The following is a 25096-nucleotide window of genomic DNA, read 5'->3' as shown; positions in this document are numbered from 1 at the left end:
ATTCTCAGGAAAAGCATAGTGCTGACGTAGTGGCATTCGTCATCTTGCTCTGACCCGCTGCGCTCCATGCACATCCAATGGACCCAGAAGCCGACATTCGCAGCGAGGCAGACGCTGCCCGAAAGCCGCCGTTCGTTCACGTTAGGCGTCGTAACCGCCGAGCCCCTGACGGTCAGCACCGATCATCCAGATAGGCTGCCAGTTCCTCGGCCGTCCCGTTCGGAAAGGATTGCCGCAAGTAATCCAAAAATGCCGACACCCTGGCGTTGAGCAGGCGTCGCGAGGGGTAGAGCGCCCATAGCGCGACGCGCGAGGCCGGGACACTACCCCACGCAATCAGACGCCCTCCTGCGATGTCCCGGCTGGCCAGCGAGAGGGGCAGGCGCGCCACGCCGGCACCAAGGCGCGTCGCATCCCGAATCATGATCAGCGAGGATGATCGGAGCACCGGATCGATCGCGATTGCGCGTTGCCCTTCGGCGGTGTCGATCATCCAGCTCCTCTCGACGTCGCGGTCACGCACCACGGCAGGAAAGATGCCGCCTGCCAGCGGCAGCAGGTCAGGTGCAGCAACGACGACCAGTCGGTCGTGAAGAAAGGGTCGGCCTACCAGCGTATCGTCCGCTGCCGGGTTTACCCGGATGACCAGATCATAGCCTTCCTCGATCATGTCGACCGTACGGTCGTCGGTTGTGACCTCCAGTCGGACGTCGGGATAGCGATGCGCGAACCCGGCCGCCAGCCGGCCCATCGCGGTCTGCGAGAAGAGAAGCGGCGCGCTGATCCTGAGGCGTCCACGCACCGCTGCGCTGCCCGATGCGATCTCGATTGTCGTCTCCTCAAGCTCCGCGAGCAGAGCGCCTGCCCTGTCGGCGAGCGCCCGCCCCTCCTCCGTCAACTTGAGGTCACGCTGGCCGCGCTCGAACAGGCGCAGGTCGAGCGCGGCTTCCAGCTCCGCCACGCGGCGCGACAGCGTCGCCTTTGGCCTGCGCGCGGCGCGTGCGGCTTTGCCGAAGCCACCATGGCGGGCGACGAGCGTGAAATCGGCAAGCGCGAGCAGGTCCATATCGTTCCACCCATGAGACGGCGTGTCCAGATTGCGCGTCTATTTGCCTAAAGATGGATCACGCATCTTACTCGGGTCAGCAAGACCCAAGGAGAAGCCATATGACCATCCTCGTAATCGGCGCCACCGGACGCGTCGGCCGCCACGTCGTTGAGCAGCTCGTCGCCCGCGACGCCTCTGTCCGTGTCCTCACTCGTGACCCTGCCAAGGCGGCGTTTCCGGCTGGCGTCGATGTTGCCAAGGGCGATCTGCTCGATATCAACGCCCTGCGCGCGGCCTTTGTCGGCGTAAGGACGCTGTTCCTGCTCAATGCGGTGACCGGTGACGAATTTGCCCAAGCGATCATCACGCTCAACGTCGCGCGAGAGGCCGGTGTCGATCGCGTCGTCTATCTTTCGGTGTTCGACGCCGACCGCGCCGTCAACGTACCCCATTTCGCGGTGAAATCGGGTGCCGAGCGGATGCTCGAGGTGATGAACTTCGGCGCCACCATCCTCCGCCCGACCTATTTCATCGACAATGAGGCGATGGTGAAGGACGTGATCCTTCAGCACGGTGTCTATCCGATGCCGATCGGCGGCAAGGGCGTGGCCATGGTCGATGCACGCGACATTGCCGAAGTCGCCGCGATCGAGCTGATCCGGCGTGACCGCGCACCCGGCAAGCTTGCGATCGAGACGATCAACGTGGTCGGTCCGGAGACCCTGACCGGCGAGGACGTGGCAGCGATATGGTCCGACATCCTCGGCCGCCCCGTCGGTTATGGCGGCGACGATCCCAGCGGCTTCGAACAGAATATGGCGACGTTCATGCCACGCTGGATGGCCTATGAGATGCGGCTGATGGCCGAGCGCTACGTCAGCGACGGGATGATCCCGGAGGCCGGCGACCGCGAGCGTCTGGCGAGCCTGCTCGGCCGGCCCCTGCACGGCTATCGCGAGACGGCAGTCCGCCTCGCTTCGGCCTGAGGCCCGGCGGCCGGCGGGGTGGGGCACCCGCCGGCCGCCGAATCCGCGCGTCAGGCCGCGTCCGCCATCCAGGCGATCGCATCTGCGCCGGCGGGTATCTTGAGCGGTGCGGACGGGTTGGTCGCGGCCTCGAACACGGCAGCTGCAACGTCCTGGGCATGGGTGACCGGCCCCGTATCTTCCTGAAACTGCTTCATCATACCGTCGATCATCGGCTTATAGTCGGGATCGTCGAAACCGCGCAGGTGTGGCCGCGCAGTCGCGCCGAACTGCGTCGTCGGAGAACGGCCGGGCAGCACGATATGGACGCGTACGCCGAACGGCTGCATCTCGACCGCCAGGCTTTCGGTGAGCGCATTCACCGCGGTCTTGCTGGCACGATAGGTACTGACCAGCGGCAGCGGCTTCAGCGTGACGGTCGAGGTCACGTTGATGATCACGCCGGAACGCCGCTCGCGGAAAGCCGGCAGGAACGCCTGCATCATCGCAAGCGTGCCGAGCGTATTGGTCTCGAAGAGTTGGCGCGCCGTCTCGAACTCGATGAGTTGGATTGGCACCGCGGCGCCAAAACCGGCATTGTTGACCAGCACGTCGACCGGCCCCGCCTGCGCGATCGCGCTGGCGATGCTGTCGCGGTCCGTGACGTCGAGCGGCAGGATGGTGAGCCGGTCAGACGAAGGCAGCAGGCCGGGGTCAGGCGTGCGCATCGTTGCGACGACGCTCCAGCCGTGGTCGAGGAACAGTTTTGCGGTTTCGAGACCAAATCCCGAGGAACAGCCGGTAATGAGGACGCTGGGCATGTCTTGCTCCGTTGACGAGTGGGGGAGCGCCGAAGATGGTTTCCCGGATCAAGACTGGCTATGGTCGAAAATCCCGACTTCATTGGCGATCGTCCTGATATGACCATTGATCCGCTTGCCGAGATCGTGACCCTGCTACGGCCCTCCGCGAGCTTCTCGAAACTGGTCGAATATGCCGGTCGTTGGCGCATCCGCCGCGACGTCGAGGGCAAACCCGTCTATTTCGCCGTGCTGGAAGGCGAATGCCGAGTGGTGAACGCCGGCCAAGCCTCGATCGTCGTGCGGGCCGGCGACTTCGTGCTGCTGCCCGCTACTGGCGATCGGGCCATAGACGGCATTGAGAGCATGGACCCACCGCCGGACGGCGCCGTGATGACCCCGACAGAGATCGGCGAGGGCCGGTTCCGCATCGGACAGGTGGATCAGCCCGCCAATCTGCGCATGCAGGTCGGCATCTGCAGTTTCGCGTCACCGGACGCCGCTCTGCTCGTGTCGCTGCTGCCGGCGATGGTGGTGGCACGCGGCGAGCCGCGGCTGGCCACGTTGATGGATCTGGTCGGGGACGAGACCCGTAAGGCAAGGTCCGGGCGCGAATTGGTGCTGGAACGCCTGCTCGAGGTCCTCCTGATCGAGGCGTTGCGCTGCGGCTCCGGTCCCGCCGCCATGCCGAGCCTCGCCCGGGGCATGTCCGACGAACGATTGGTTGCGGCGTTGCGAGCCATGCATGCGCGCCCTGCGCATCCGTGGACGGTCTCCGACTTGGCGGCCGAAGCGGCCATGTCGCGCTCCGCCTTTTTCGCACGCTTCACCAGCACGATCGGCATACCGCCGATCGAGTATCTGCTCACCTGGCGGATGGCGTTGGCGAAGCGCCTGTTGCGGACACGCGACCTCGCGATCGGTCAGATCGCTGCCCAAGTCGGCTATGGATCGGCCAGCACGTTCAGCACAGCCTTCACCCGGCACGTCGGCATGCCGCCCATGCGCTTTACGCGAGTGTCGGACACGGCCCAATAACGAATGAGTGGCACAGCCCTGTGGGGCGAACGACCCAGTTGCAGACGCTCAGTGAGAAGAGGCTCTTCGCTGAAAGCAGACGTTGGTTCATCCCTATATAGCCCGTCAGCGGTGATCACACCTCGCGTTGATGAGCGCCTCCAGTTCGCACTTAAGATCGCCCGAACCGCTCTCGACCGCCGACGATTGTCCGTAGCGCGCTTGCCTGCTTCAACGATTCGTAGGGCGCAGTCAGCAAATTCGTGTCGAGCACGGTGAGATCAGCCAGGTAGCCAGCCTTGATCCGCCCGACCTTGCCGTCCTGGAACCCGGCGAAGGCGTTGTTGACGGTATAAGCGGTAAGCGCCTGTTCGACCGTCGTCTTCTGGGTGGGCAGCCAGCCGGCAGGATTCTTGCCGTCGATTGTCTCGCGCGTGACTGCGGCGTAGATGCCCTCGAGCGCGTCGAGCGGTCCGACCGGCCAATCCGAGCCGAAGGTGACGGTGGCGCCGCTGTCGATCAGCGAGCGGAAGGCATAGGTGCCGCGTAGCCGTGCCTCGCCGATCCGTTCAACCGCCCAACGGCCATCGTCGATCGCGTGATAGGGCTGTACAGAGGCGATCACTTGCTGCCGCGCAAACCGCGGAATGGCTGCGGCCGAAAGATGCTGAGCATGCTCGATCCGGAAGCGACGGTCGCGTGCGCCATTGGCTGCCGCCACTCTCGCGTAGAGATCGAGCACGTCGTCGTTGGCAAGGTCGCCGATGGCATGAGTGGTGACGTGCAGACCCGCCCGATCCGAGCCCGAGATGAAGGCCGCAAGATCGGCGAGGCTCGTTACGCGTACGCCATGCTGGTCGTGGGCGTCGGTGTAGGCGTCGCGGAACACGGCGGTGCGTGAGCCGAGAGAGCCATCTGCGAGCGCCTTGACGGCACCCCAACGCACCCAATCGTCGCCGCGACCCTCGCTGCGCACGATCGCCGCCATCTTTTCCCAATCGCGGATCGGCACGAAGCAATAGAAGCGCAGGTCGGTCTCGCCCTTGGCGCGAAGGCCGCGGGCGGCCTCGTAGGTGGTCCAATCGAACGGCTCGGGCGTGTGGACCTGGGTAAAGCCGTGGCGAAGCGCATGCGCGATGCCTTCGCGCATCGTCGCCTGGCGCTCGGCAGCGGTCGGCACCGGGAAGACGCGCTCGGCCAGCGTCTTGGCATTGTCCTTGAGGATGCCGGTCGGCTCGCCGCGGGCGTCGCGCCCGATCACCCCGCCCGGGACGTCGGGCGTGTCGCGGGTGATCCCCGCCGCCTTCAGCGCAGCGCTGTTGAGCAGGTACATGTGCAGATCGGTCCGCGGCACTGCCACGGGCGTGTCGCCGGTTGCCGCGTCGATCCACGCCCGCGTCGGCAGCGAGCCGCCGAGCCGCTGCTCGTCCCAGCTGCCCCCAAGGATCCACTTGCCGGGTCTGGCGCGGGCGGCCGCGCCCAGCCGGCCGGCGAAATCGGCAATCGAGGTCGCGGACAGCAGGTCGGGTTGCGACAGTGTCGCCGACCCTATCAGAAAGTGCGTGTGATTGTCGATAAAGCCAGGCGTGACGAACGCCCCCTTGAGATCGACGACCCGGGTGCGCGGGCCGGTGACCGCCCTGACCGGCCCTGCCCCGACCGCGACGATCCGATCGCCAACGGTGGCGACGGCATCGCTCATCCGCTGTGCGGCATCACCGGTCCAGATCGTCGCATTGACATAAGCGACATCGGCGACCCGCTCGATCGCGAGCGCCCGGCCGGCAGCTGCCCAGGCGAGACCGCCTGCCACGATGGTACGCCGATCGATCACTGCCGTTCTCCTGCCATTGGCGACAGCATGGCAGAGCCACCGGCAGGATGGACCCACCAATTTTACGAACCGCGGGGAGCCAAGCTGGACCTTGCCGATTTTGCGTGTTGGCGCTTGCGGCTGGGCCAAAGCTGGCGACACTGGCCGCCATGGGGACCAGCAGCATCAGTCGCAGCAACAGCCTGTGGCGATCAGCCACGTGAGCGCGAACTTCGACGCCTTCCACTCCGACGATGTCCGCGACCTGCTTGCGGAATATCCGCTCGCCTGGCTGACCGTCGACGGCGACACACCGCCCAGCCAGCTGCCGCTGCTCGGCGAATATGACCCGTCGGGACGGCTTACCCACCTGCTCGGCCATATGGCGCGACGCAACCCGCTCCACGCGCGCCTCATGACGGCGCCAACGGCACGGATCCTCGTCAACGGACCGCAGGCCTATGTCTCGCCCGATCATGCCGGCTGCCGGAACTGGGGCCCCACCTGGAACTATGCCCAGCTCGTGATCGCCGCCGAGATCACCTTTGTTTCCGCGGAGACCGACCAGGCGCTTGCCGCCCTGACGACGGCGATGGAAGGGGACGCCTGGTCCGCCATCGAGCTCGGGCCGCGCTACACGGGCATGGCTGCTGCCGTGATCGCGTTCCGCGCTCGGGTGACCGGGCTGACCGGGCGGTTCAAGCTCGGTCAGGACGAGACTCCCGAGACACTCCAGTCAATCCTGGCGCGGCATCCGGACCCCGCGTTGGTCCGATGGATGCGACGGTTTGCGAGCCCCGCACCTCGCTGACCTGGCCCTCGGCCAAGCCTGCTGGTTTGCCTCGGCGCGCTGGCCCCGTATGATCGATCGTTGTTGATCGGGATCACGGGCCAATGCTGCGACCATGGAAGATGACGCTGAGGCCAATCGATGCTGCCTCGCGCACCCCGCTCTACCTCCAGATCGCCCGGGCGATCATCCATGAGATCGAGCGCGACAGACTGTCTGCGGGGACGTTCCTGCCGAGCAGCCGCGAGCTGGCGACGGTGTTGGGAGTAAACCGCAAGACGGTGGTGCTCGCCTATGAGGATCTGATCGCACAGGGCTGGCTTACCTCCGAGGGCACGAGGGGGACGGTGGTCGCGGCGCGGCTTGCCGAGGTGCGCAAGCCTGCATCACCGCCGCCGCTACCGAACGGCGCGGCCGAGCCGGAGTATCGGTTTCGTGCACCGCCGGCACGCCCCCTGGCGCTGCCCCAGGGCAAGGGGCTGAAGCTCGACGAGGGTGCACCGGACGGGCGGCTGTTTCCGGTCGATATCTTGTCGCGCGCCTATCGGTCCGCCATGCAGCGGGCGAGCCGTGAAAACCGGCTGCAATATCGCGACCCGCGGGGGTCGCCGCGGTTGCGCGAGGCGGTTGCGGCGATGCTGCGCGGCGAGCGCGGGCTGACGGTAACCGCCGACGACATCTGCATCACCCGCGGCAGCCAGAACGGCATCTATCTTGCCGCGCGCACGCTGCTCTCCCCCGGCGACACCGTGCTGGTCGAGGCGCTGACCTATGAGCCCGCGGTCGCCGCTTTCATCGATCTTGGCGCCAAGGTGGTGCCGATCGCGCTCGACGAGGATGGCGCCGATGTCGATGCGATCGAACGCGCCTGCCGCCAGCACCGGGTTCGGGCGATCTTCCTCACCCCGCATCACCAGTTTCCGACCACAGTGGCGCTGCGCCCCGAACGACGGCTGCGCGTGCTCGGGCTGGCGCGCCAGTTCGGCTTTGCGGTGATCGAGGATGATTACGATCATGAATTCCACTTTCAGTCGCAGCCACTGCTGCCGATGGCGAGCTATGCGCCGGGGCGAGTGATCTACGTCGGCTCATTGTCAAAGCTGCTGCTGCCGGCGTTGCGGATCGGCTATATTGCCGCGCCGAGCGCCTTTATCAAAGCGGTCGCGCACGGCGTGTCCGTCACCGACGGGATGGGCAACACGCTGACCGAGGACGCCGCGGCCGAGCTCATCGTCGAAGGCGAATTGCGGCGCCACGCCCGCCGCGCGACCCAGATCTACGCCACGCGCCGGACCGCCTTCGATGCCGCGTTGCAGGCGGCGTTTGGCGCGGCGGTCGACTATCGGGTGCCCGACGGTGGCCTTGCCTTCTGGGTCCAGTTCGCCGAGCGCGCGATGCTCGAGCGGATCGAGGCCGGCGCCCCCGCGCAAGGCCTGCGGCTCGCGACATCAGCCTCCTTCGTCACCACCGACGATGCGCCGCGCGGGCTGCGCCTCGGCTTTGCCAGCCTGACCGAGCCCGAGGCGGTGCGGGCGTTGGGCCTGCTCGCCGCGGCAGGCGGGCTGGGCCATGCCGATGGTCCCGCCGGATCGGCGTTGGTCCCCTCGGCATCATAGGACTGGATGTTTGTGCGGCACCAATTTGGCCGAACGTTGCACCTTCACGACAAGAGCCGCGACGATCGGAAAGATCGCAGAGGGCCGCAGGAAGGTTCGGGCAGGTTGTTGCGGTCGGCACCACGGGTGCCGCCCGCCTGACACGGGGACGGGCTATGATGAATCGTTATTTGGGTACGAGTGCGCTGGCGGGCGCGCTGGCGCTGGCGGCTCCGGCCTGGGCGCAGGATGCAACCAACACCTCGCCGGATGCGCCGGTGAGCACGCGATCAGTGACGAGCAGCGCCGACGACATCATCGTCACCGCCACCAAGCGCGACGAGAGCCTGCGCGAGATCGCCATGCCGATCAGCGCCGTCACCGGCGATCAGCTCGCCAAGGCCAATGCCAATAGCCTGGGCGACTATGTCAACCGGCTGCCCGGCGTCGTCTTCAACGATTACCAGCCCGGCATCTCCGAGGTGGTGATCCGCGGCATTGCCGCCACTACCTATCACGAGCAGGGCCAGACCACCGTCGGTTACTACCTCAACGACATCCCGCTGGTGGAGCCGGGCTTCCCGATCGGCATTCCCGATATCGACACCTTCGATCTCGATCGCGTCGAGGTGCTGCGCGGGCCGCAGGGCACGCTGTTCGGCTCGTCGACACTCGGCGGCCTGGTAAACTATGTCGTCAAGACCGCCGACCCGACCGGCTTCCACGCCGCCGCCGAGGGGCTGGTCGGCTATACCAAGAACGCCGACGGCACGCCGAACACCGCAGCCAAGCTGATGGTCAACGTGCCGATCATCAAGGACAAGCTCGCGGTGCGCGTGATGGCGCTGCAGCGCTACGATGCGGGCTTCCTCGACAATCCCGTGACCGGCGAGAATGGCGTCAACGACTTCCGCACGCGCGGGCTGCGCGGCTCAATCGTGTTCACGCCGACCGACGGTACCAAGATCACCTATCTGTCCACCTATCAGGACACCAAGCTCTACGATCAGACCTATCTGACCTCGGTAAGCGACCTCACCCGCGCCGCACAGCGCAAGGAGCCACAGGAAACCAGCTTCTTCCTCAATTCGCTGCGGCTGGATCAGCAGATCGGCGACTTCGCCAACTTCACCATGTTCGGCTCGGTCGACAAGAAGACCAACCAGACGCTGTTTTCCGACCCTTACGGCTATGTCACCGGCGTCACCACCGGGCCGGATACCGCCTATGACATCACCAACGCGCACGCCAACATCAAGCAGGTCGAGGCACGGCTAGCCTCGGCCGGCGACGGGCCGTTTCGCTGGCTGATCGGCACCAGCTACATGCGCGCCACCAAATACAGCTACGATCAATTGTGGGAGCCCGGCGCGGAAGCGATCGTCGGCTCGGTGCTCGCCCCCAACGACCGGATCTACGGCTATCTTACCAACTCGCTAAACGAGGATTTCGGCGTGTTCGGCGAAGTCTCGTGGAAGCCGGTCCCTGCGCTCGAGCTGACCGCCGGCGGCCGCTATTACAACACCCGCGCCAAGGCGAGCATCCTCAACCAGGCAAGCTTCCTCGCCGGCAGCGCCACCGACATCACCAGCGAGATCGACCAAAAGGAAGACGGGTTCACGCCCAAGGCAACGATCGCGCTGCGCCCGACCCGCGACTTCATGTTCTACATGACCTATTCGCAGGGCTATCGCGTCGGCGGCGCCAACCCCAATGCCGGTCTGCTGCCGGGCATCCAGCCGGCCTATTCGAGCGACACGGTCGACAATTACGAGGCGGGCACCAAATTCGGGCTGTTCGGCAATCGCGTGTTGATCGACGCCTCGGTGTTCACGATCGACTGGAAGGACATCCAGGCGCGGTTGTTCGGCCCGGCGCCAAGCTACTTCTCCTACGTGTCCAACGCCGGCAGCGCCAACATCACCGGTGTCGAATTCTCCGGCAGCGTCAAGCTCACCCGCAACCTCGCCTTCAGCTCCAACGCCACCTATGAGGATGCCAAGCTGACCTCGGTGCTGCCGACCTCGGCCGACGGCACCGGCTATGCCTCGGGCACCCCCCTGCCCGGCGCGTCACGCTGGACGGTGGCGAACAACCTCACGCTCGACTTCCCCGAGATGAAGGCCGCGCCGACCTTCGAGATCGCGCATCGCTATATCTCCAAGGCGCCGGTCGCGTTCGGCAACGACAACACCCGCGGCGGTTTCAGCCAGTTCGATGCCCGCGCATCGATCACGGTGATGCAGGAGGTTCGGCTGCTCGCCTTTGCCAACAACGTGTTCGACAAGCGCGGAATCCTCAATGCGCCGTTCACGGCGCAGACAGCGCCGGCCTATTCGGTGACCCGGCCGCGCACCATCGGCCTGCGCGTGGACGTCGGCTTCTGATGAAAGGACGGTCGTTGAAAGGCTTGCTGCTCACCGGCGCCATGCTCCTGCTTGCCGCCGCGGCGCCGATCCAGGGTGCTGCGGGGGCCGAGGCGGGGCCGCCCGCCAACGCCAGCCAGGGCGGGCCGATCGCACCCGCCGACATCATGGAGCTGCGCGACATGCGCAACGCCGAGATATCGCCGGATGGCCGCACCATCCTGTTCGCCGTGCAGACCCAGATGGCGACCTTCGGACCGGAGCATGCCACCATCTGGTCTGTGCCGAGCGACGGCAGCACGCCCGCCCGGCGCTTCATCGTCAGCGCCGGCACCGACGATACGCCGCGCTGGTCGCCGGACGGCCGGCAGATCGCCTTTCTGTCCAACCGCAAGAACCCGCTGGCGGCCGGCGCGGACACCGGCTTCGAGTTCAAGGCCGATACCGCCGCCGGCCCCGGCGCACCCACCGATGGCGTGCCGCCGGTGGCTGCCAATGCCGGCGACGCGGCCGGCGAGCCATCGAGGCAGTTGTGGCTGATGCCGCGCGACGGCGGTGAGGCGGTGCCGCTGACCGCATTGCCTAACGACATCGCCGATTTCGAATGGTCGCCGGACGGTACCCGGATCGCTTTCCTCAGCGCCGACCCGGAGACGCCGGCCGAAAAGGCTGACCGCGCCGCCAAGCGCGACTGGGTGGAGATGGATCATCCGCGCCACGTCACCCGGCTGTGGATCCTCGACCTTGCAAGCCATGTCGCCAAACGGGTGTCGCCGGCCACCGTCAGCGTCAGCGCGGTGAGTTGGGCGCCCGATGGCAAGCAGATGGCGGTGCGCGTCACCGACACGGCGGCGATCAACGACTATTTCTATCATTCGCGCATCGCCCTGTTCGATCCCGCCACCGGCGCGGTTGGCCGCACCTTGATCGAGCATGCCGCCGCCGGCCCGCGCTGGTCGCCCGATGGCAAGGCGATTCTCGGCGAGGTGATCCGCACCCCCGGCTTCATCAGCGCGGGGATCCGCGTCTACGATCTGGCCGCCGACCGGCTGGTGACGCTGGCGGACGATCATCCGGGCCTGTTCACCCAACCGCGCTGGTCCGCCGATGGCCGATCGGTGCTGGCCTTGTCGTTCGAGCAGACGCGCTCCAAGTTGGTCAGCATCTCGCGTCGCGACGGCCGGGTGGTGCCGATCGTCGCGCTCGGCGGCGAGGCCGCGGACTTCACCATGAGCCGCGACGGCCGCCGCTATGCCGCGGCCCTGTCCAGCCCCGATCGGCCCGCGGATGTGTGGACGATGGAGGGTGGCCGCGCCCGCGTGGTGACCAACATCAACCCCCAGGTCGCCGCCTGGAAGCTTGGCACCGTTCGCCAGCTGTCGTGGAAGAACAGCCGCGACGGCCAGACTGTCTATGGCGTGCTGGTAACCCCGCCGGGCTATGTTGCGGGCACGCCGATCAAGACGGTGGTGCAGATCCATGGCGGCCCCGAATGGGCCTGGTGGTCGGGCTGGCTCGGCAGCTGGCACGAATGGGCGCAGATGCTCGCCACCCATGGCTATGCCGTGCTGCTGCCCAACCCACGTGGCTCGGACGGCCAGGGCACCGCCTTCGCGCGCGCGGTCGGCAACGACTGGGGCGGGATGGACTATCAGGACGTACTCGACGGAGTCGACGCGCTGGTCGCGCAGAAGATCGCCGATCCGGCGCGGCTCGGGATCGGCGGGTGGAGCTATGGCGGGTTCATGTCGGCCTGGGCGGTGACCCATGGCGACCGGTTCAAGGCCGCGATCGTCGGCGCCGGGCCGACCGACATGACCGCGATGGCGCGGATCACCGACACGCCCGATTTCACCACCGGCTATTTTGGCGAACCCTCGGCGCACCTCGCCGATCTCGATCGCACCTCGTCGGTTCGCCACCTCGATGCGGTCAACACCCCGGTGCTGGTGCTCCACGGCGAGCAGGACACCCGCGTGCCCGTGACCTTGGGTCTGGAATTCTACCGCGGGCTCAAGCTGCTCGGCAAGCCTGCCGAGATGATTCGCTACCCTCGCGAGCCGCACTGGTTCCATGAGTCCGAGCACCAAGCGGATGTCCAGCGACGCGTGTTGGCGTGGTTTGATGCGAAATTGTGAGCCGCAAGGAGCCGCCACCATTCGACCGGCTCATCTCGATTGCTGACGACCCACAAGCGGTCATACAGATCGCGCCATCGGCTCCCCGACACCTGCCGGTCGTTCATGCTGGTTGAACGGCTGCTTTTAAAATTAACCGCGGATCGACTGAACCGCCAACCGTGGGCGTCAGCTGCCGATCTGCCGTGGGATACATGAGAGCCATACGTTGCTAGTTCGGCAACGGACCCGAGGGACTCCTCTCCGCGTGGCAGCGGCCGCAAAAGCTCAGTGGGACGGCCACTTCCAATAAGTTGTACCCGATGCATCTTGCGACGAGTTCACCCGTCCGTCGGGGGGCGCTGACGCTGCTCCGACGCGAAGGATTGATCATGAGCAAGCTGATTACGAGCATTGAGGGTGCAATCAACACCGCCGTAGGCAAGGCCAAAGAAAACGTACACAACTCGGCTCTTCATGAAAAAGGCAAAAACCAGAGAGAGCAAGGCGAAAAGCAGCAGGAACAAGCTCGCGAAACAGTCGGTGGCAAAGACACATCGAACCCATCAGAGGGCTGATCAGCTCATCAGCGCTTAAACCACTTTCAACCTTCGCCGCGTGCCCCATTCCTCTCCCGAAGCAGAGCCTTTGCCGAGCATACTCGGACCGTCTGGTCTCTTCGATCCCGCTCGGAGCACTGCGGCCAAGGGTGTTACCATGAGAAAGCCGCGAGTGGCTGAAACGGTTCGGTCGCTGAGCGTTGAGCTTTTCAGAAGGAGCCACCATGCCATTCGACCTTCCATACGTAGCCTCGTCCGCCCGTTATGATGGCGCCATGCCCTATCGCCGCAGCGGCCGAAGTGGGCTGAGGCTGCCGGCGATCAGCCTGGGCCTTTGGCAAAACTTTGGCGGCAACGATGTGTTTGAGACAGGGCGGGCGATCCTGCGCCGGGCGTTCGACCGCGGCGTGACCCACTTCGATCTGGCCAACAACTATGGCCCGCCTTACGGATCTGCCGAGGAAAATTTCGGCCGCGTGCTCGCCGCCGATCTTCTTCCACATCGTGACGAAATCATCATCTCGACCAAAGCTGGCTGGGACATGTGGCCGGGGCCATACGGCGACGTCGGGTCTTCAAGGAAATATCTGATTGCAAGTTGCGACCAGAGCCTCAAGCGACTGGGTCTCGACTACGTCGATATCTTCTATTCGCACCGTGTAGATCCAGAGACCCCTCTCGAGGAGACGATGGGCGCGCTGGTTCAACTTCATCGCCAGGGGAAAGCGCTCTACATCGGCATCTCCTCCTACGAGCCTGGGCTGACACGCCGCGCGGCTGAGATTCTAGCCGAAGAGAAGGTGCCGCTGTTCATCCACCAGCCGAGCTACTCGATCCTCAATCGTTGGATTGAACAGGAGTTGCTCGCCACGCTCGAGGAGCTCGGCACCGGCTGCATCGCTTTCTCGCCGCTTGCGCAGGGCATGCTGACCAACAAGTATCTTCATGGCGTCCCGCAGGATGCGCGAGCCAACCGCGCCGGGTCGCTGTCGCAGACCATGCTCACGGATCAGAACCTCGCCGCGATTCAGGCATTGAACAACATTGCACTAGAGCGCGGGCAGACGCTGGCACAGATGGCGATCGCGTGGGTCCTGCGCGACCCGCGGGTTACGTCGGCGCTGATCGGCGCGCGCACGGTAGAACAACTCGATGACTCTCTCGACTCGGTAAAGATGCTGAACTTTGCCGCGGACGAACTCGCGGCGATCGACAAGGCAGCCGAAGACGGGGGCATCAATCTATGGGCCGAGTCGTCGGACATTGCTGTGCTGCCCGCCGCGCAGGGAGTGTCTGTGTAACGCTGTTCACACATCGCCAAGCCGCGCATTCAAGATCACAGGTTGGTGCTCCGTGATGATACTAACGGGCCGAAGGACTGCCGCGCGCCGCGCTGACTTCCTAATCTGCGCCGTTCGTTCATCTCGATCTTTGACCGCCACGCGGGATGGCGTTGATTGCTTGATAGGCCCTGACTCCAGCAGAAGTCGCTGATCAGCGACGGATGCTGGCGCAGCGTATAGGCCAGGTTGGGCGGCATGAGCGGTCGCAGGCCCACCGGCCATCAGGTCGTCCGGCAGCTGTGCAACAAGCGGTGTTCCCTTTCGTTGCCTCGCTGCCCGTTGATGAAGATCGGCGGCTCGACATGAGGATAAGTTATGACTGACACCGCCCTGAACGCCGGCAACGGCGGCGAGACGCATCAAACCGCCGATGCCGATCATCCCGTTCTCACCACTAATCACGGCACCCCGGTCAGCGACAACCAGAACCAGCTCAAGGCAGGCGCCCGCGGCCCCGTGCTACTGGAAGACGAGGTCTACCGTGAAAAGATCAACCACTTCGATCACGAGCGTATCCCCGAGCGGATCGTTCATGCCCGCGGCTCGGCCGCGCATGGCTACTTCGAATGCACCGAGAGCCTAGCCGACATCACCATCGCCGACCTGTTCCAGAAGAAGGGACAGCGGACCGAGGTGTTTACCCGGTTCTCCACGGTAGCCGGTGGCGCCGGATCGATTGACACACCGCGCGATGTGCGCGGCTTCGCGGTCAAGTTCTACACGCGGGAAGGCAATTGGGATCTTGTCGGCAACAATATCCCTGTCTTCTTCATCCAGGACGCGATCAAATTCCCGGATCTGATCCACGCCGCCAAGATGGAAGCCGATCGCGGCTACCCGCAGGCGGCCACGGCGCACGACACTTTCTGGGACTTCATCTCGCTAATGCCTGAGTCCACCCACATGATTATGTGGGCAATGTCGGATCGTACGTTGCCGCGAACGTTCGCCAACATGGAAGGGTTCGGCGTCCACACCTTCCGCTTCATCAATGCCGAGGGAAAATCAACGTTCGTCAAGTTCCACTGGAAGCCAAAGGCCGGCCTTGCGTCGACAATCTGGGACGAGACAGTGAAGCTCGCCGGCGCCGACCCCGACTTCCAGCGCCGCGACCTGTTTGAGCGCATTGCACGCGGTGACTACCCGGAGTGGGAATTAGGTCTGCAGCTGTTCGACGAGGAGTTCGCAAACAGTCAGCCCTACGACGTCCTGGATGCCACCAAGATCATTCCAGAGGAGGTGCTGCCCGTTCGCATCGTCGGCAAAATGGTGCTCGATCGCTATCCCGACAACTTCTTCGCTGAGACCGAACAGGCAGCGTTCGTGCCGAGCCACGTCGTACCGGGGATCGGCTTTTCCAACGATCCGCTACTGCAGGGTCGGCTGTTCAGCTATACCGATACACAGCTGTCGCGGCTCGGCAGCGTCAATTTTCACCAGCTGCCAATCAACTCGGCCAAGGGACGCGCCGAGACGGCAGGCTGTCCATTCCTGAACCAGCAGCGCGACGGCCACATGCAGATGCAGGTGCCCAAGGGCCGCGCCAATTACGAACCCAACAGCCTTGCCAAGGCCGGCGAACCCGCCGGTGCGCGTGAGACGCCGGATGGCTACAAAACCTTTCCTTCAGAGGAGCAGGGTCAAAAGCTACGGATCCGGCCGGAAAGCTTCGCCGACCATTACAGCCAGGCGCGACTGTTTTTCCGGTCCATGGATCCTGCAGAACAGGCGCATATTGCCTCTGCGCTAGTGTTTGAACTTAGCAAGGTATCGCTGGAACACGTTCGTCTCGCCATGGTCGCGAACTTGCGAAACGTCGATGAGGATCTCGCCACGCGCGTTGCTGGCGGCTTGGCCATGGATTTGCCGGCCGCGTCGCCTACTGCCGCGCCTGTCCTCGACATGGACCTCTCGCCTGCGCTGCGCATCATCCGCGGGCCGCTTGAAAAGCACACGCTAGAGGGCCGCACGGTTGGCATCCTTATCGCCGACGGCACCGACGCCGGCGCGCTCAACGCTCTCACTAGCGCAATTGCCGCGGCCAAAGGACAGACCAAGCTCATTGCGCCCAAGATTGGCAAGGTGCCTCTGTCCGACGGCTCCGCGGTTGCCGCCGACGCACAGCTGTTTGGCCAGCCCTCGCCGACCGTCGATGCCTGCGCAATTGTACTTTCGGCTGAGGCGACCGCCAAGCTCGTTAAGGAGGGTGCAGCTGTGCAATGGGTGATGGACGGTTTCGGTCATCTCAAGGCGATCGGCGCCAACCCCGAGGCAAAGCCGCTACTCGACAAGGCGGGCGTTGAACCCGACGAGGGTGTGACTGATCTCGCTGGCTTCGTTGAGGCTGCGAAGAAGCGCTACTGGGATCGCGAGCCGAACGTTCGCACGCTGGCGTAAACATGACTTAAGGCTGGCTGCTTTCCGCTCAGCAGCCAGCCTAGTTTCCTTGGCCTTAGCAGCACCCTCAGCGGGCTAGCGCGCGTTCCTATTTTGCTGAATAGGTGCGATTTTTGGGATGTGTCCTAGTACGGACTGGCACCGGCACATGGCCGTTTGCGAAGGGGTTGTTCTTGTCGGATCTGAACGAAAGCAATGGCCGATCTGGGCGAAGCGTAGCGGACGACGAGCGGATCGCCAACGAAGTCGCCGGGATCGATCCGCACACCGATCCCTTCGTCGCGGCGGTGCACGCGACGCGCATGCCGATGATCATCACGAATCCCCGCCTGCCCGACAATCCGGTGGTGTTCGCCAACAACTCCTTTTGCCGGCTGACGGGCTATGATCGCGAGGAGATTGTCGGGCGGAACTGTCGCTTTCTGCAGGGCCCCGAGACCGACCCTGCGACGCGCCAGGCGCTGCACGACGCGGTTAAGAACGTCATCCCGATCGAGACCGATATCCGCAACTACCGCAAGAACGGTGAGCCGTTCTGGAACCGACTGCTGATGGCGCCGGTATTCGATGCCGACCAGAACCTCGCTTACTTCTTTGCAAGCCAGGTTGATGTAACGCTCGAGCGCGAGCGCCTGAGCGGGTTGGAGCGCGACAACGCCGCGCTGATGGCAGAGGTGACGAGCCGCCTGCGTGACCAGCAGGAGCGCGAGCGCGAACTGGCGCTGGCGCTGCGCGCGGGCGGGTTCGGCACCTGGAGCTTCGAGCTCGCCAGCAAGACGCTCACTGCTTCTCAGGAATGCAAGGCGTTGTTCGGGCGCGATCCCGAGCTACCCTTCACCTACGATGACCGGATTGCCGCGATCCATCCCAACGACCGCCAACGCGCCATCGCAGGCATGGAGGAGGCAGGTGGCCTACGGCGCGAGCACAACGAGGAGTATCGCGTCTTCTGGCCCGACGGCTCGATGCACTGGCTGTCGTCGCGCGGACAGCCCTTCTTTGATCCCGACGGTCAGCCGGTGCGCGTCGCTGGCGTGTCGATGGACATCACCGACGCGAAGCGCGCCGAGTTGAAGCGGCACGCGCTGGCGCGCCTGAGCGACCTGTTCCGCGACCTGGATCACAGCGCCGACATCTCCTACGTCGCCGCGCAGGTGATCGGCGAGACGCTCGGGGTGCGGCGCGCCGGCTATGGCGTTGTAGACCCCATTGCCGAGACGGTGACGATCGAACGCGACTGGTATCCGCCTGACGGCTCATCGATCGCCGGCACGCTGCAGTTCCGCGACTACGGCTCCTACATCGAGGACATGAAGCGCGGCGAGACAGTCATCATCGAGGATGCTCGACTCGACTCACGGACCGCCGCTTCGACCTCAACGCTCGAGGCGATCGAGGCGAGGTCGTTCATCAACATGCCGCTGACCGAGCAGGGCAAGTTCGTCGCCGTCATCTTCTTCAACGATGCGGTACCCCGCCGCTGGCTCGACGACGAGCTCGACTTCGTCCGGGAAGTGGCCGAACGGACCCGGGCGGCGAGCGAGCGGCGACGGGCCGAACGCGAGCTGGCCGAACTTGCCGCCTCGCTGGAGCAACAGGTCACCGAGCGCACGGCGGAGCTTGTCGTCGCCGAGGATGCGCTGCGGCAAAGCCAGAAGATGGAGGCGGTCGGGCAACTGACTGGTGGTCTCGCCCACGACTTCAACAACCTGCTCACCGGGATTAGCGGCAGCCTGGAGATGATCCAGCTGCGCCTGGCGGAAGGCCGCGAAGCCGACGTGAACCGCTACGTCGACGCTGCCCAAGGCGCCTCGCGCCGGGCGGCCGCGCTGACCCACCGTCTGCTCGCTTTCAGCCGAAGACAGACGCTCGATCCACGACCGACCGACGCCAATGCCCTGATCGGCGGCATGGAGGAGCTGATCCGCCGGACGGTGGGTCCATCCGTGGTCGTCGAGACTTCGCTGGCATCCGACCTGAGCTCGACTCTGGTCGATCCCAGCCAGCTGGAGAACGCCCTGCTGAACCTATGCATTAACGCGCGCGACGCGATGCCGGACGGCGGCCGGATCATGATTGAGACACGCGATCGATTGGTAGATGCTCGCTCAGGGCGCGAACGCGATCTCGAACCCGGCGCGTATGTGTGCTTGGCGGTCAGCGACACCGGCTCCGGCATGACTCCGGCGGTGGTCGCCAAGGCGTTCGAGCCCTTCTTCACGACGAAGCCGATCGGCAGCGGGACGGGACTGGGTCTCTCGATGATCTACGGCTTCGCGCGGCAGTCGGGCGGGCAGGTGCGCATCCACTCGGTTTCGGGGGAAGGTACGACGGTGACGATCTACCTGCCGCGGACCGCCCACGCCGGCGAAGCCGATGTCGAGCCCCCGCCCCTGGCGGATGCGCCGCGAGCGCAAGGAGGGGAAACGGTGTTGGTCGTCGACGACGAGGAGTCGATCCGCATGCTCGTCGTCGAGACGCTCGGCGACCTCGGCTATGCCGCGCTCGAGGCCTCGGATGGGCCTTCGGCCATGAAGGCGATGGCCGATCCCGCCATCGATCTGCTGGTCACCGATGTCGGTCTGCCGGGGATGAATGGTCGCCAGCTCGCCGACGCCGCGCGATCGTCCCGTCCCGACCTGAAGGTGCTATTCATCACCGGCTATGCCGAGCATGCCGTGCTGAACCACGGGCATTTGGAGCCTGGGATGCAAGTCATCACCAAGCCCTTCACCATGGAAGCGCTCGCCTCTCGCATCCGGGAAATGCTCGCACCGTGATCCATGATCGGCTTATCCTTTAGTGGTGCGCACTATGTTAGAAGTGGTCACTCGTTCAGCTTCGCTTTGCGAAACAATTGTCTCAGTTGAAGCGACTAGGTGGCTTTTGCGGGCGACGCCGACATGATCCAGCAACCGGCACGCAGCTGCAGCGACGCCCCTCAGATTCGAGACCTCTCTGAGACCCGAATTTGCCGTAGGTCACCAGGCTGACGTTCAATCCATGACCCCAGGAGCCGTGATCAAAACGCAGCGCGAATGCTGTGCTCTGGCGTCTGGCGCATCACCATTATTAGGCGTGCACATTTGCCCTTCGGCCCTGCCATGCCGACGCTGCGGTCAAAGACGATTGAGCAGCCTGTCTCAAGGCACTAATCAGAAGCATAAACCTGCGTTAGAGCCTGCATGTCCGCTTTTTATCCTACTCATCGTCTCGCCGAATTTGGCGACCTTTCACCAGCCGAACTGGATGTGATCAATGCGCTGGGAAAAGAGGCGAAGGTTTACCCACGCGGGGCGGTCATCAGCCGAGAGGGCGCCCCTTCAGAGAGCTACTACAGGCTTTTGGACGGCTGGGCAGGCGCTGCGATCGGCCATGCCAACGGTAGTCGGCAGATCCTGAAGGTTCACCTGCCGGGGGACGCAATGGGGACCCCGAGCATGAGCCTAACTCATACGGCAGAGACGCTCTTCGCGATCACCCCAGTGGTAGCGTCCGAGATACCCTATGAGCGTTTTGGCGACATGCTCAGTCAGCACCCCCGTCTTGCGGCGCACTTTCTGCTGAGCGTGCAGCGTGAGCGTGTTGCCCTGATGGATCGACTAGCCTCTCTTGGTAGGACATCGGCCCAGTCACGTCTTGCAGCCTTTATCCTCGACCTGAGCGAGCGCCTCGATCTGATTGGAAAAGTCCATGACGGATCGTTTGAGATGATGCTGACCCAGGAGCAAATTGGCGATGCTGTTGGACTGACACCTATCCATGTGAACCGTATGTTGCGGGAGCTCCACGACCGAAAGATCGTGGTCCGTGACCGTCAGCACTATACGATCACGACGCTGACTAAATTGCGAGAACTGGCTGATCAGCCAATGCGCACGCTGAATCGAAACGCTAAATGGCTTCCGCAGCGATCAGCGGGGATAGATAACTAAGGCGGCAGCGACGTCGTGATCAATCATGCCGTGCTCCCGCCTAAGTCGAACTTCCCAAAATAATTTTGTAATTATGCGTTTGGAGACACAGCCCAGGCACGTGAAAACGCTCTAGTCAGAGAGTCGAAGGTGAATGGCTTGAGCAGGATCGCTGTCGCATGATCGCACGGCTCGCATGCGTCCGGCTGGGTAGTGATTAAGATAGTGTTGTCAGTCTAACGCGAACCGTTCTCTACACAGTGCACATCGTTCTTTGAGCGCGACAGCCTAGCTCGCGAGGATCTGCCACTCCGCCAGGGCGGCGGAGCGTCATTCCTTGTAGGTCTGTCGGTCGGTGAAATGACGCTCCAGGCTGAAGTGGTTGTGGATGTTGGCGTGAACGGAGGCGAACTTCTGCAGCGTCTTCATCTGCCTGAACCTGAGCATCGCCCGCTCTCGTCGTCGAAACGGCAGGTGCGAGTTCTCGACCCGGTTGTCGGCCCAGCGGCCCACCTCCTGCTTCTCTTCGTTGCCGAGAGCCTTGATCGCCGCGCGGTAGGAGCGCAAGCGATCAGTGGTAGCTTCGGACGAGCCGTGTCGCTTGAGCGCCTTCTTCATGAAGGTCAGCGCCGCCTTCTTGTCACGGGTCTTGGTAATGTAGGTTTCGAGGATCTCTCCCTCATGATCAACCGCTCGCCAGAGGTAGACCATCTCGCCTTTGAGCGTCACGTACATCTCGTCGAGGTGTCATCGCCAATGCCGAAAGCCCCGCATCCGCAACACTCGCTGGCGGCGGATGTCCCGGTTGAACATCGGCCCGAACCTGTTCCACCACATCCGCACCGTCTCATGGCAGATGTCGATTCCGCGCTCGAACAGCAGGTCCTCCACGTTCCGCAGGCTGAGCGGAAAGCGCACGTACATCAGCAGCGCCAGCCAGATCACCTCAGGTGACGAGTTGAAGTGGCGGAACGGGCTCGGCGGCAGCGCTCTGGATTTGCGGCTCATCATCGCCCGCTAGCCGCCCCATGTCCCATCTGCCACGTTGCTCTGACCACACCCCTGCGATCCACAATCACCGCCGGGCCTGTGTTCCGGTCAGAAAGGCGCGTTCGTAAACGCCCGTTAACTTCCTTTCGATAATCGGGCTCTTAGCTTGGGAGCCATGATGCGTATCGTTTCCCGACTGCGGCAGCTTCGACACTCAGATGAGAAGATCGACAGGCATGTCCGCGCCGTGCTCGTGACCTCGCTGTATGCATCGCCCAAATCGCTCGTCATCGGAGCGGTGACGAGCAGTAGCATTGCGGTAGTCGTGGCAAGGTCCAGCGAGGATGTATGGCTGAGAGCTTGCGCCTGTCTGATTGCCATCGTCGCCGCGATCAGGATCCTCGTTGTGCTCCGGCCCAGAGCCGCAGAAGTTGAGCTGGATGAACGGCGTGCGCCGGGTGCGGGCCCGTGGGAGCTTTACTATCGCCTAGGAGCCTTCACCTATTCGGCTCTGCTCGGGCTGTTTGGACTCCTTACGCTGTCTCGCACCGACAACGGAGTTCTTCAACTCCTGGCGGTCACCACGGCGATCGGTTACGCGGCTGGCATCGCGGGCCGGAATGCCGGCCGCCCCGTCATAGCGCTGTCGCAGCTGTGCCTTGCCTCTTTGCCGCTTGCGGCCGGGCTGTTGATCTCCGCCAATCCTTTGAAGGTATCGCTAGCGGTAGTGATCCTGCTGTTCGTTTATGCGATGATGGACATCACGCTGCAGACCTATGAGATGATTCTAAGGGCCACGGTGGCGGCGGACGAGAAGGCGGCACTTGCCGTTCTCAATGCTCGGCTCGCCCGCCGTGACGATCTTACCGGAGTGGCTAACCGCACCGCGTTTCGCGAGCAGTTCGAAGATCGCCTTTCGCAGGGACGGGGTACAGGAAGCCTCCTGTCCATTCATTGGCTGGATCTGGATCGCTTCAAGGAGGTGAACGACTCGTTCGGGCATCTCGCCGGCAACGCACTGCTGGTCGGTGTATCCTCGCGCCTGGACGACGAGTTTGGCAACTCGGGCATCGTCGCGCGGCTCGGCGGTGACGAGTTTGCCGTTGTGAGAGTGATCAACACCGACGCAGACGTAACTGGCGTTGCCCAGCGCATTCTTGCCTTAGTGTCGCAGCCTGTGGAGTTCCGCGGCCGGCGGCTTCACGTCAGCGCATCCGTCGGAATCGCCGTAGCATCGATTGACGGTGCCGATGCGGACACGCTGCTGAAGAATGCGGATCTTGCCCTCTATCGTGCTAAGGAGGAGGGGAGGAACACGTTCTGCCTCTACCAGCCGGACATGGATGAGAAGATCGAACGGCAGCGCGAGCTGGCGGCCGAGCTGCACGGGGCTCTCGAACGAGGCGAGTTCAGCCTGGTCTTCCAGCCCATCTTCGATCTGCGCACCGAGGAGGTGATGTCCTGCGAGGCTCTGCTGCGCTGGACCAATCGTCGATTCGGCGCGGTTTCTCCTGACGAGTTCATCCCCATTGCCGAAGAGGCCGGTCTGATCGTCGAGATCGGAGGCTGGGTGCTGCGTGAGGCCTGCCGGACCGCACGTCATTGGCCGTCCTCGATTCAGCTGGCAGTCAATCTCTCGCCCATCCAGCTGCAATCGACCAATTTGCTGGCGGTGATCGTCAACGCTCTCGGCGCGAGCGGCCTGCAGGCAGACCGCCTCGAACTGGAAGTCACCGAGTCCGTCCTACTTCACGATTTAGACACGTCGCTCAGCGTCTTGAACGCGATCAACCGTATGGGTGTGGCAACCACACTCGACGATTTTGGCACGGGCTATTCGTCGCTGAGTTATCTTACCAAGTTTCCGTTCCAAAAGCTCAAGATCGACCGCTCGTTCATTCAGGATCTCGAGACTCATCCCGCTCACGCGGCCATCGTCCAGACCGTCGTCGAGCTGGCAACGACCCTGGGCATGAAGACGGTAGCTGAAGGCATCGAGACGCCGGCGCAGCTGGAACAGCTTCGACGCACCCGCTGCACTGCAGGACAGGGTTTTCTGCTAGCACGCCCGATGCCGGCAAGCATGGTAGCGGCCATGCTTGCCGACGAGTGGCAGGAGCGGTTGGCTCAGCCTTCGGGCTGATGCCGCTCCTGCGCTTTGCCAAGCAGGCGCGTTTGGGCGGACACGAGCCGCCGCATCAGCTTTAGATCGGCCTCGCTGAGGCGAAGCGCCGCGTCGGCCCATAGATCGACCACCGCCTCCAGCTCCGCGAGCGTCAGCGGATTGACCGCTCTTGAGGCCTCGTAGATCGCGCAGTGGCCGCTGTGCCGGCGCTTGTTCTGCCTGATGTACTCCTCGACCACGCGCCTGCCGTCGCCCGGCTCCGCGAGGGCATGCACGATGCCGAGATCGTACATTTCCTCGGCGGAGTAGTTCCGACCGCTAAGGATCATCTGCTCGGCCCGGGCCGAACCGACCCGTCGCGACAGGAAGCAATGCGCACCCATGCCTGGAAAGAGGCCGAAGACGGTTTCGGGCAATCCAAAGCTACTTCCTCGCTCGGCCACGACGACGTTGAACGAGAGCAGCGCCTCAAAACCGCCGCCCAAGGCGTCTCCTTGCACGAGACCGATCGTGATGATCGGCAAGCCGAGCCCGAGCATGTTCCGGTGGAGGATCTGCACGCACGCCCGGCCGTATTGTATAAGGGCACCCCGGTCGCCGTTTTGAATGTGCTGAGCGAACAGGTCGAGATCTCCGCCTAACGAGAACACGCTTGGGAACCGCGAACCGAGCACAAGATAGCGGATGGGTAGAAGGCCCTCCGTGCTGGCTCGAAGAATGTCTCTCTGCCAATCATGAAACTCGGCGAGCAGGCCGGGGTTGAAGCTGGGCCGGTTAGTCGGAACCATGTAGGTCCACAGCGTTTCCAACAGTGGCTCATATGTAGACTCGAGTTGCTTCTGCTCAAAAAGCCTTAATTGATCCTGATCGGCGGTGACGGAGTGGTGCTCGATTTCTGATCGGGGGCCGCTTGGTTTGGATATGTTCGCCTTTGTGGCGAGGATCGGGGGATACGCGATAGTCACGTGACTGTTCCTTCGTTGCCAGCAGCTCTGAGCTGCTGGACCAAGGTAGTCGTTCGACCGCCATTCGCGTGCTCGAGGATCGTCAAAGCAGCGTGTGCTCCGGGATCTTCACGGAGACGGCGATATCGGGCCGCGTAGATGCCCTTATCAGATATATGAACCTACGACCGCTTATGCCGCCTTGGCGCTCGAAAAGCAGCCGTGCCGCTTTCCACCAAACCTAGCTTCGCGATCAGCAAAGCTCAGCCGATCACAACCCGCCGGGCGGCCGAGCGCTGCATGTATCGAGCG

16 protein-coding genes and 1 pseudogene are annotated in these 25096 nt (G+C 63.8%); 12 read left to right on the top strand and 5 right to left on the bottom strand.

Annotation, left to right across the window (positions count from 1 at the left end):
- Nucleotides 1-172: 172 nt before the first annotated feature.
- Entirely contained in the window at nt 173-1066 is an 894-nt protein-coding gene (locus AC07M8_RS19450; RefSeq protein ID WP_495175878.1) for a LysR family transcriptional regulator, read from the bottom strand.
- A gap of 101 nt (nt 1067-1167) precedes the next feature.
- Here AC07M8_RS19450 and AC07M8_RS19445 point away from each other — a divergent pair, with 101 nt between their 5' ends.
- On the top strand, nt 1168-2034 hold the full coding sequence (locus AC07M8_RS19445; protein WP_495175877.1) for an SDR family oxidoreductase: 867 nt from the start codon (nt 1168-1170) through the stop codon (nt 2032-2034).
- A gap of 50 nt (nt 2035-2084) precedes the next feature.
- On the opposite strand, the gene AC07M8_RS19440 is transcribed toward AC07M8_RS19445, so the two are convergent.
- Nucleotides 2085-2834 (bottom strand): SDR family oxidoreductase, encoded by a 750-nt coding sequence (locus AC07M8_RS19440; protein ID WP_495175876.1) that lies wholly within the window; start codon nt 2832-2834, stop codon nt 2085-2087.
- A 99-nt stretch (nt 2835-2933) separates the two neighbouring features.
- On the opposite strand from AC07M8_RS19440, the gene AC07M8_RS19435 reads away from it, so the two are divergent.
- Entirely contained in the window at nt 2934-3851 is a 918-nt protein-coding gene (locus AC07M8_RS19435) for an AraC family transcriptional regulator (RefSeq protein ID WP_495175875.1), read from the top strand.
- A gap of 151 nt (nt 3852-4002) precedes the next feature.
- On the opposite strand, the gene AC07M8_RS19430 is transcribed toward AC07M8_RS19435, so the two are convergent.
- Nucleotides 4003-5664 carry an amidohydrolase gene (locus tag AC07M8_RS19430; RefSeq protein WP_495175874.1) on the bottom strand — a complete coding sequence of 554 codons (1662 nt, stop codon included), beginning with the start codon at nt 5662-5664 and terminating at the stop codon, nt 4003-4005.
- A 199-nt stretch (nt 5665-5863) separates the two neighbouring features.
- Between AC07M8_RS19430 and AC07M8_RS19425 the strand changes: the two genes are divergently transcribed.
- The 9 genes from AC07M8_RS19425 (at nt 5864) to AC07M8_RS19385 (ending at nt 20746) form a co-directional block, all read left to right on the top strand.
- Entirely contained in the window at nt 5864-6454 is a 591-nt protein-coding gene (locus AC07M8_RS19425; RefSeq protein ID WP_495175873.1) for an FMN-binding negative transcriptional regulator, read from the top strand.
- A 101-nt stretch (nt 6455-6555) separates the two neighbouring features.
- Entirely contained in the window at nt 6556-8049 is a 1494-nt protein-coding gene (gene pdxR, locus AC07M8_RS19420; protein ID WP_495175872.1) for a MocR-like pyridoxine biosynthesis transcription factor PdxR, read from the top strand.
- A gap of 158 nt (nt 8050-8207) precedes the next feature.
- Nucleotides 8208-10415, top strand: coding sequence for a TonB-dependent receptor (locus tag AC07M8_RS19415; protein WP_495175871.1), 2208 nt, complete (start codon nt 8208-8210; stop codon nt 10413-10415).
- 14 nt (nt 10416-10429) lie between these two features.
- The gene (locus tag AC07M8_RS19410; protein ID WP_495175870.1) at nt 10430-12532 is read left to right on the top strand and encodes a S9 family peptidase; all 2103 of its coding nucleotides are present in this window, start codon (nt 10430-10432) and stop codon (nt 12530-12532) included.
- A 371-nt stretch (nt 12533-12903) separates the two neighbouring features.
- Nucleotides 12904-13089: a hypothetical protein gene (locus tag AC07M8_RS19405; protein ID WP_495175869.1), complete on the top strand. Its 186-nt coding sequence runs from the start codon at nt 12904-12906 to the stop codon at nt 13087-13089.
- A 206-nt stretch (nt 13090-13295) separates the two neighbouring features.
- Nucleotides 13296-14372, top strand: a complete 1077-nt coding sequence (gene mgrA / locus AC07M8_RS19400) for an L-glyceraldehyde 3-phosphate reductase (RefSeq protein WP_495175868.1) — start codon at nt 13296-13298, stop codon at nt 14370-14372.
- Between the two features lie 357 nt (nt 14373-14729).
- Nucleotides 14730-16811, top strand: coding sequence for a catalase (locus AC07M8_RS19395; protein ID WP_495175867.1), 2082 nt, complete (start codon nt 14730-14732; stop codon nt 16809-16811).
- Between the two features lie 173 nt (nt 16812-16984).
- Nucleotides 16985-19591: a PAS domain-containing protein gene (locus AC07M8_RS19390; protein ID WP_495175866.1), complete on the top strand. Its 2607-nt coding sequence runs from the start codon at nt 16985-16987 to the stop codon at nt 19589-19591.
- Between the two features lie 405 nt (nt 19592-19996).
- Entirely contained in the window at nt 19997-20746 is a 750-nt protein-coding gene (locus tag AC07M8_RS19385; RefSeq protein ID WP_495175865.1) for a Crp/Fnr family transcriptional regulator, read from the top strand.
- 309 nt (nt 20747-21055) lie between these two features.
- On the opposite strand, the pseudogene AC07M8_RS19380 reads toward AC07M8_RS19385, so the two are convergent.
- Nucleotides 21056-21733: pseudogene (locus tag AC07M8_RS19380) on the bottom strand (IS6 family transposase).
- Nucleotides 21734-21893: 160 nt separating this feature from the next.
- On the opposite strand from AC07M8_RS19380, the gene AC07M8_RS19375 reads away from it, so the two are divergent.
- Nucleotides 21894-23858 carry a putative bifunctional diguanylate cyclase/phosphodiesterase gene (locus AC07M8_RS19375; RefSeq protein ID WP_495175864.1) on the top strand — a complete coding sequence of 655 codons (1965 nt, stop codon included), beginning with the start codon at nt 21894-21896 and terminating at the stop codon, nt 23856-23858.
- On the opposite strand, the gene AC07M8_RS19370 is transcribed toward AC07M8_RS19375, so the two are convergent.
- Nucleotides 23843-24805, bottom strand: a complete 963-nt coding sequence (locus AC07M8_RS19370) for a crotonase/enoyl-CoA hydratase family protein (RefSeq protein ID WP_495175863.1) — start codon at nt 24803-24805, stop codon at nt 23843-23845. The two genes, AC07M8_RS19375 and AC07M8_RS19370, sit on opposite strands and share 16 nt — an antisense overlap.
- Nucleotides 24806-25096: the final 291 nt, after the last annotated feature.

It is taken from the genome of Sphingomonas sp. GW821-FHT09E03, assembly GCF_059416225.1.
Note: the sequence above shows the minus strand (reverse complement) of the source record. Positions and strands in the feature narration are given on the sequence as shown.

Bases quoted from the DNA above. Each gene is read 5' to 3' on its own strand.
- AC07M8_RS19450 (WP_495175878.1), bottom strand. From the start codon at position 1,066: ATGGACCTGCTCGCGCTTGCCGATTTCACGCTCGTCGCCCGCCATGGT.
- AC07M8_RS19445 (WP_495175877.1), top strand. From the start codon at position 1,168: ATGACCATCCTCGTAATCGGCGCCACCGGACGCGTCGGCCGCCACGTC.
- AC07M8_RS19440 (WP_495175876.1), bottom strand. From the start codon at position 2,834: ATGCCCAGCGTCCTCATTACCGGCTGTTCCTCGGGATTTGGTCTCGAA.
- AC07M8_RS19435 (WP_495175875.1), top strand. From the start codon at position 2,934: ATGACCATTGATCCGCTTGCCGAGATCGTGACCCTGCTACGGCCCTCC.
- pdxR (WP_495175872.1), top strand. From the start codon at position 6,556: ATGACGCTGAGGCCAATCGATGCTGCCTCGCGCACCCCGCTCTACCTC.
- AC07M8_RS19415 (WP_495175871.1), top strand. From the start codon at position 8,208: ATGAATCGTTATTTGGGTACGAGTGCGCTGGCGGGCGCGCTGGCGCTG.
- AC07M8_RS19405 (WP_495175869.1), top strand. From the start codon at position 12,904: ATGAGCAAGCTGATTACGAGCATTGAGGGTGCAATCAACACCGCCGTA.
- mgrA (WP_495175868.1), top strand. From the start codon at position 13,296: ATGCCATTCGACCTTCCATACGTAGCCTCGTCCGCCCGTTATGATGGC.
- AC07M8_RS19395 (WP_495175867.1), top strand. From the start codon at position 14,730: ATGACTGACACCGCCCTGAACGCCGGCAACGGCGGCGAGACGCATCAA.
- AC07M8_RS19385 (WP_495175865.1), top strand. From the start codon at position 19,997: ATGTCCGCTTTTTATCCTACTCATCGTCTCGCCGAATTTGGCGACCTT.
- AC07M8_RS19375 (WP_495175864.1), top strand. From the start codon at position 21,894: ATGCGTATCGTTTCCCGACTGCGGCAGCTTCGACACTCAGATGAGAAG.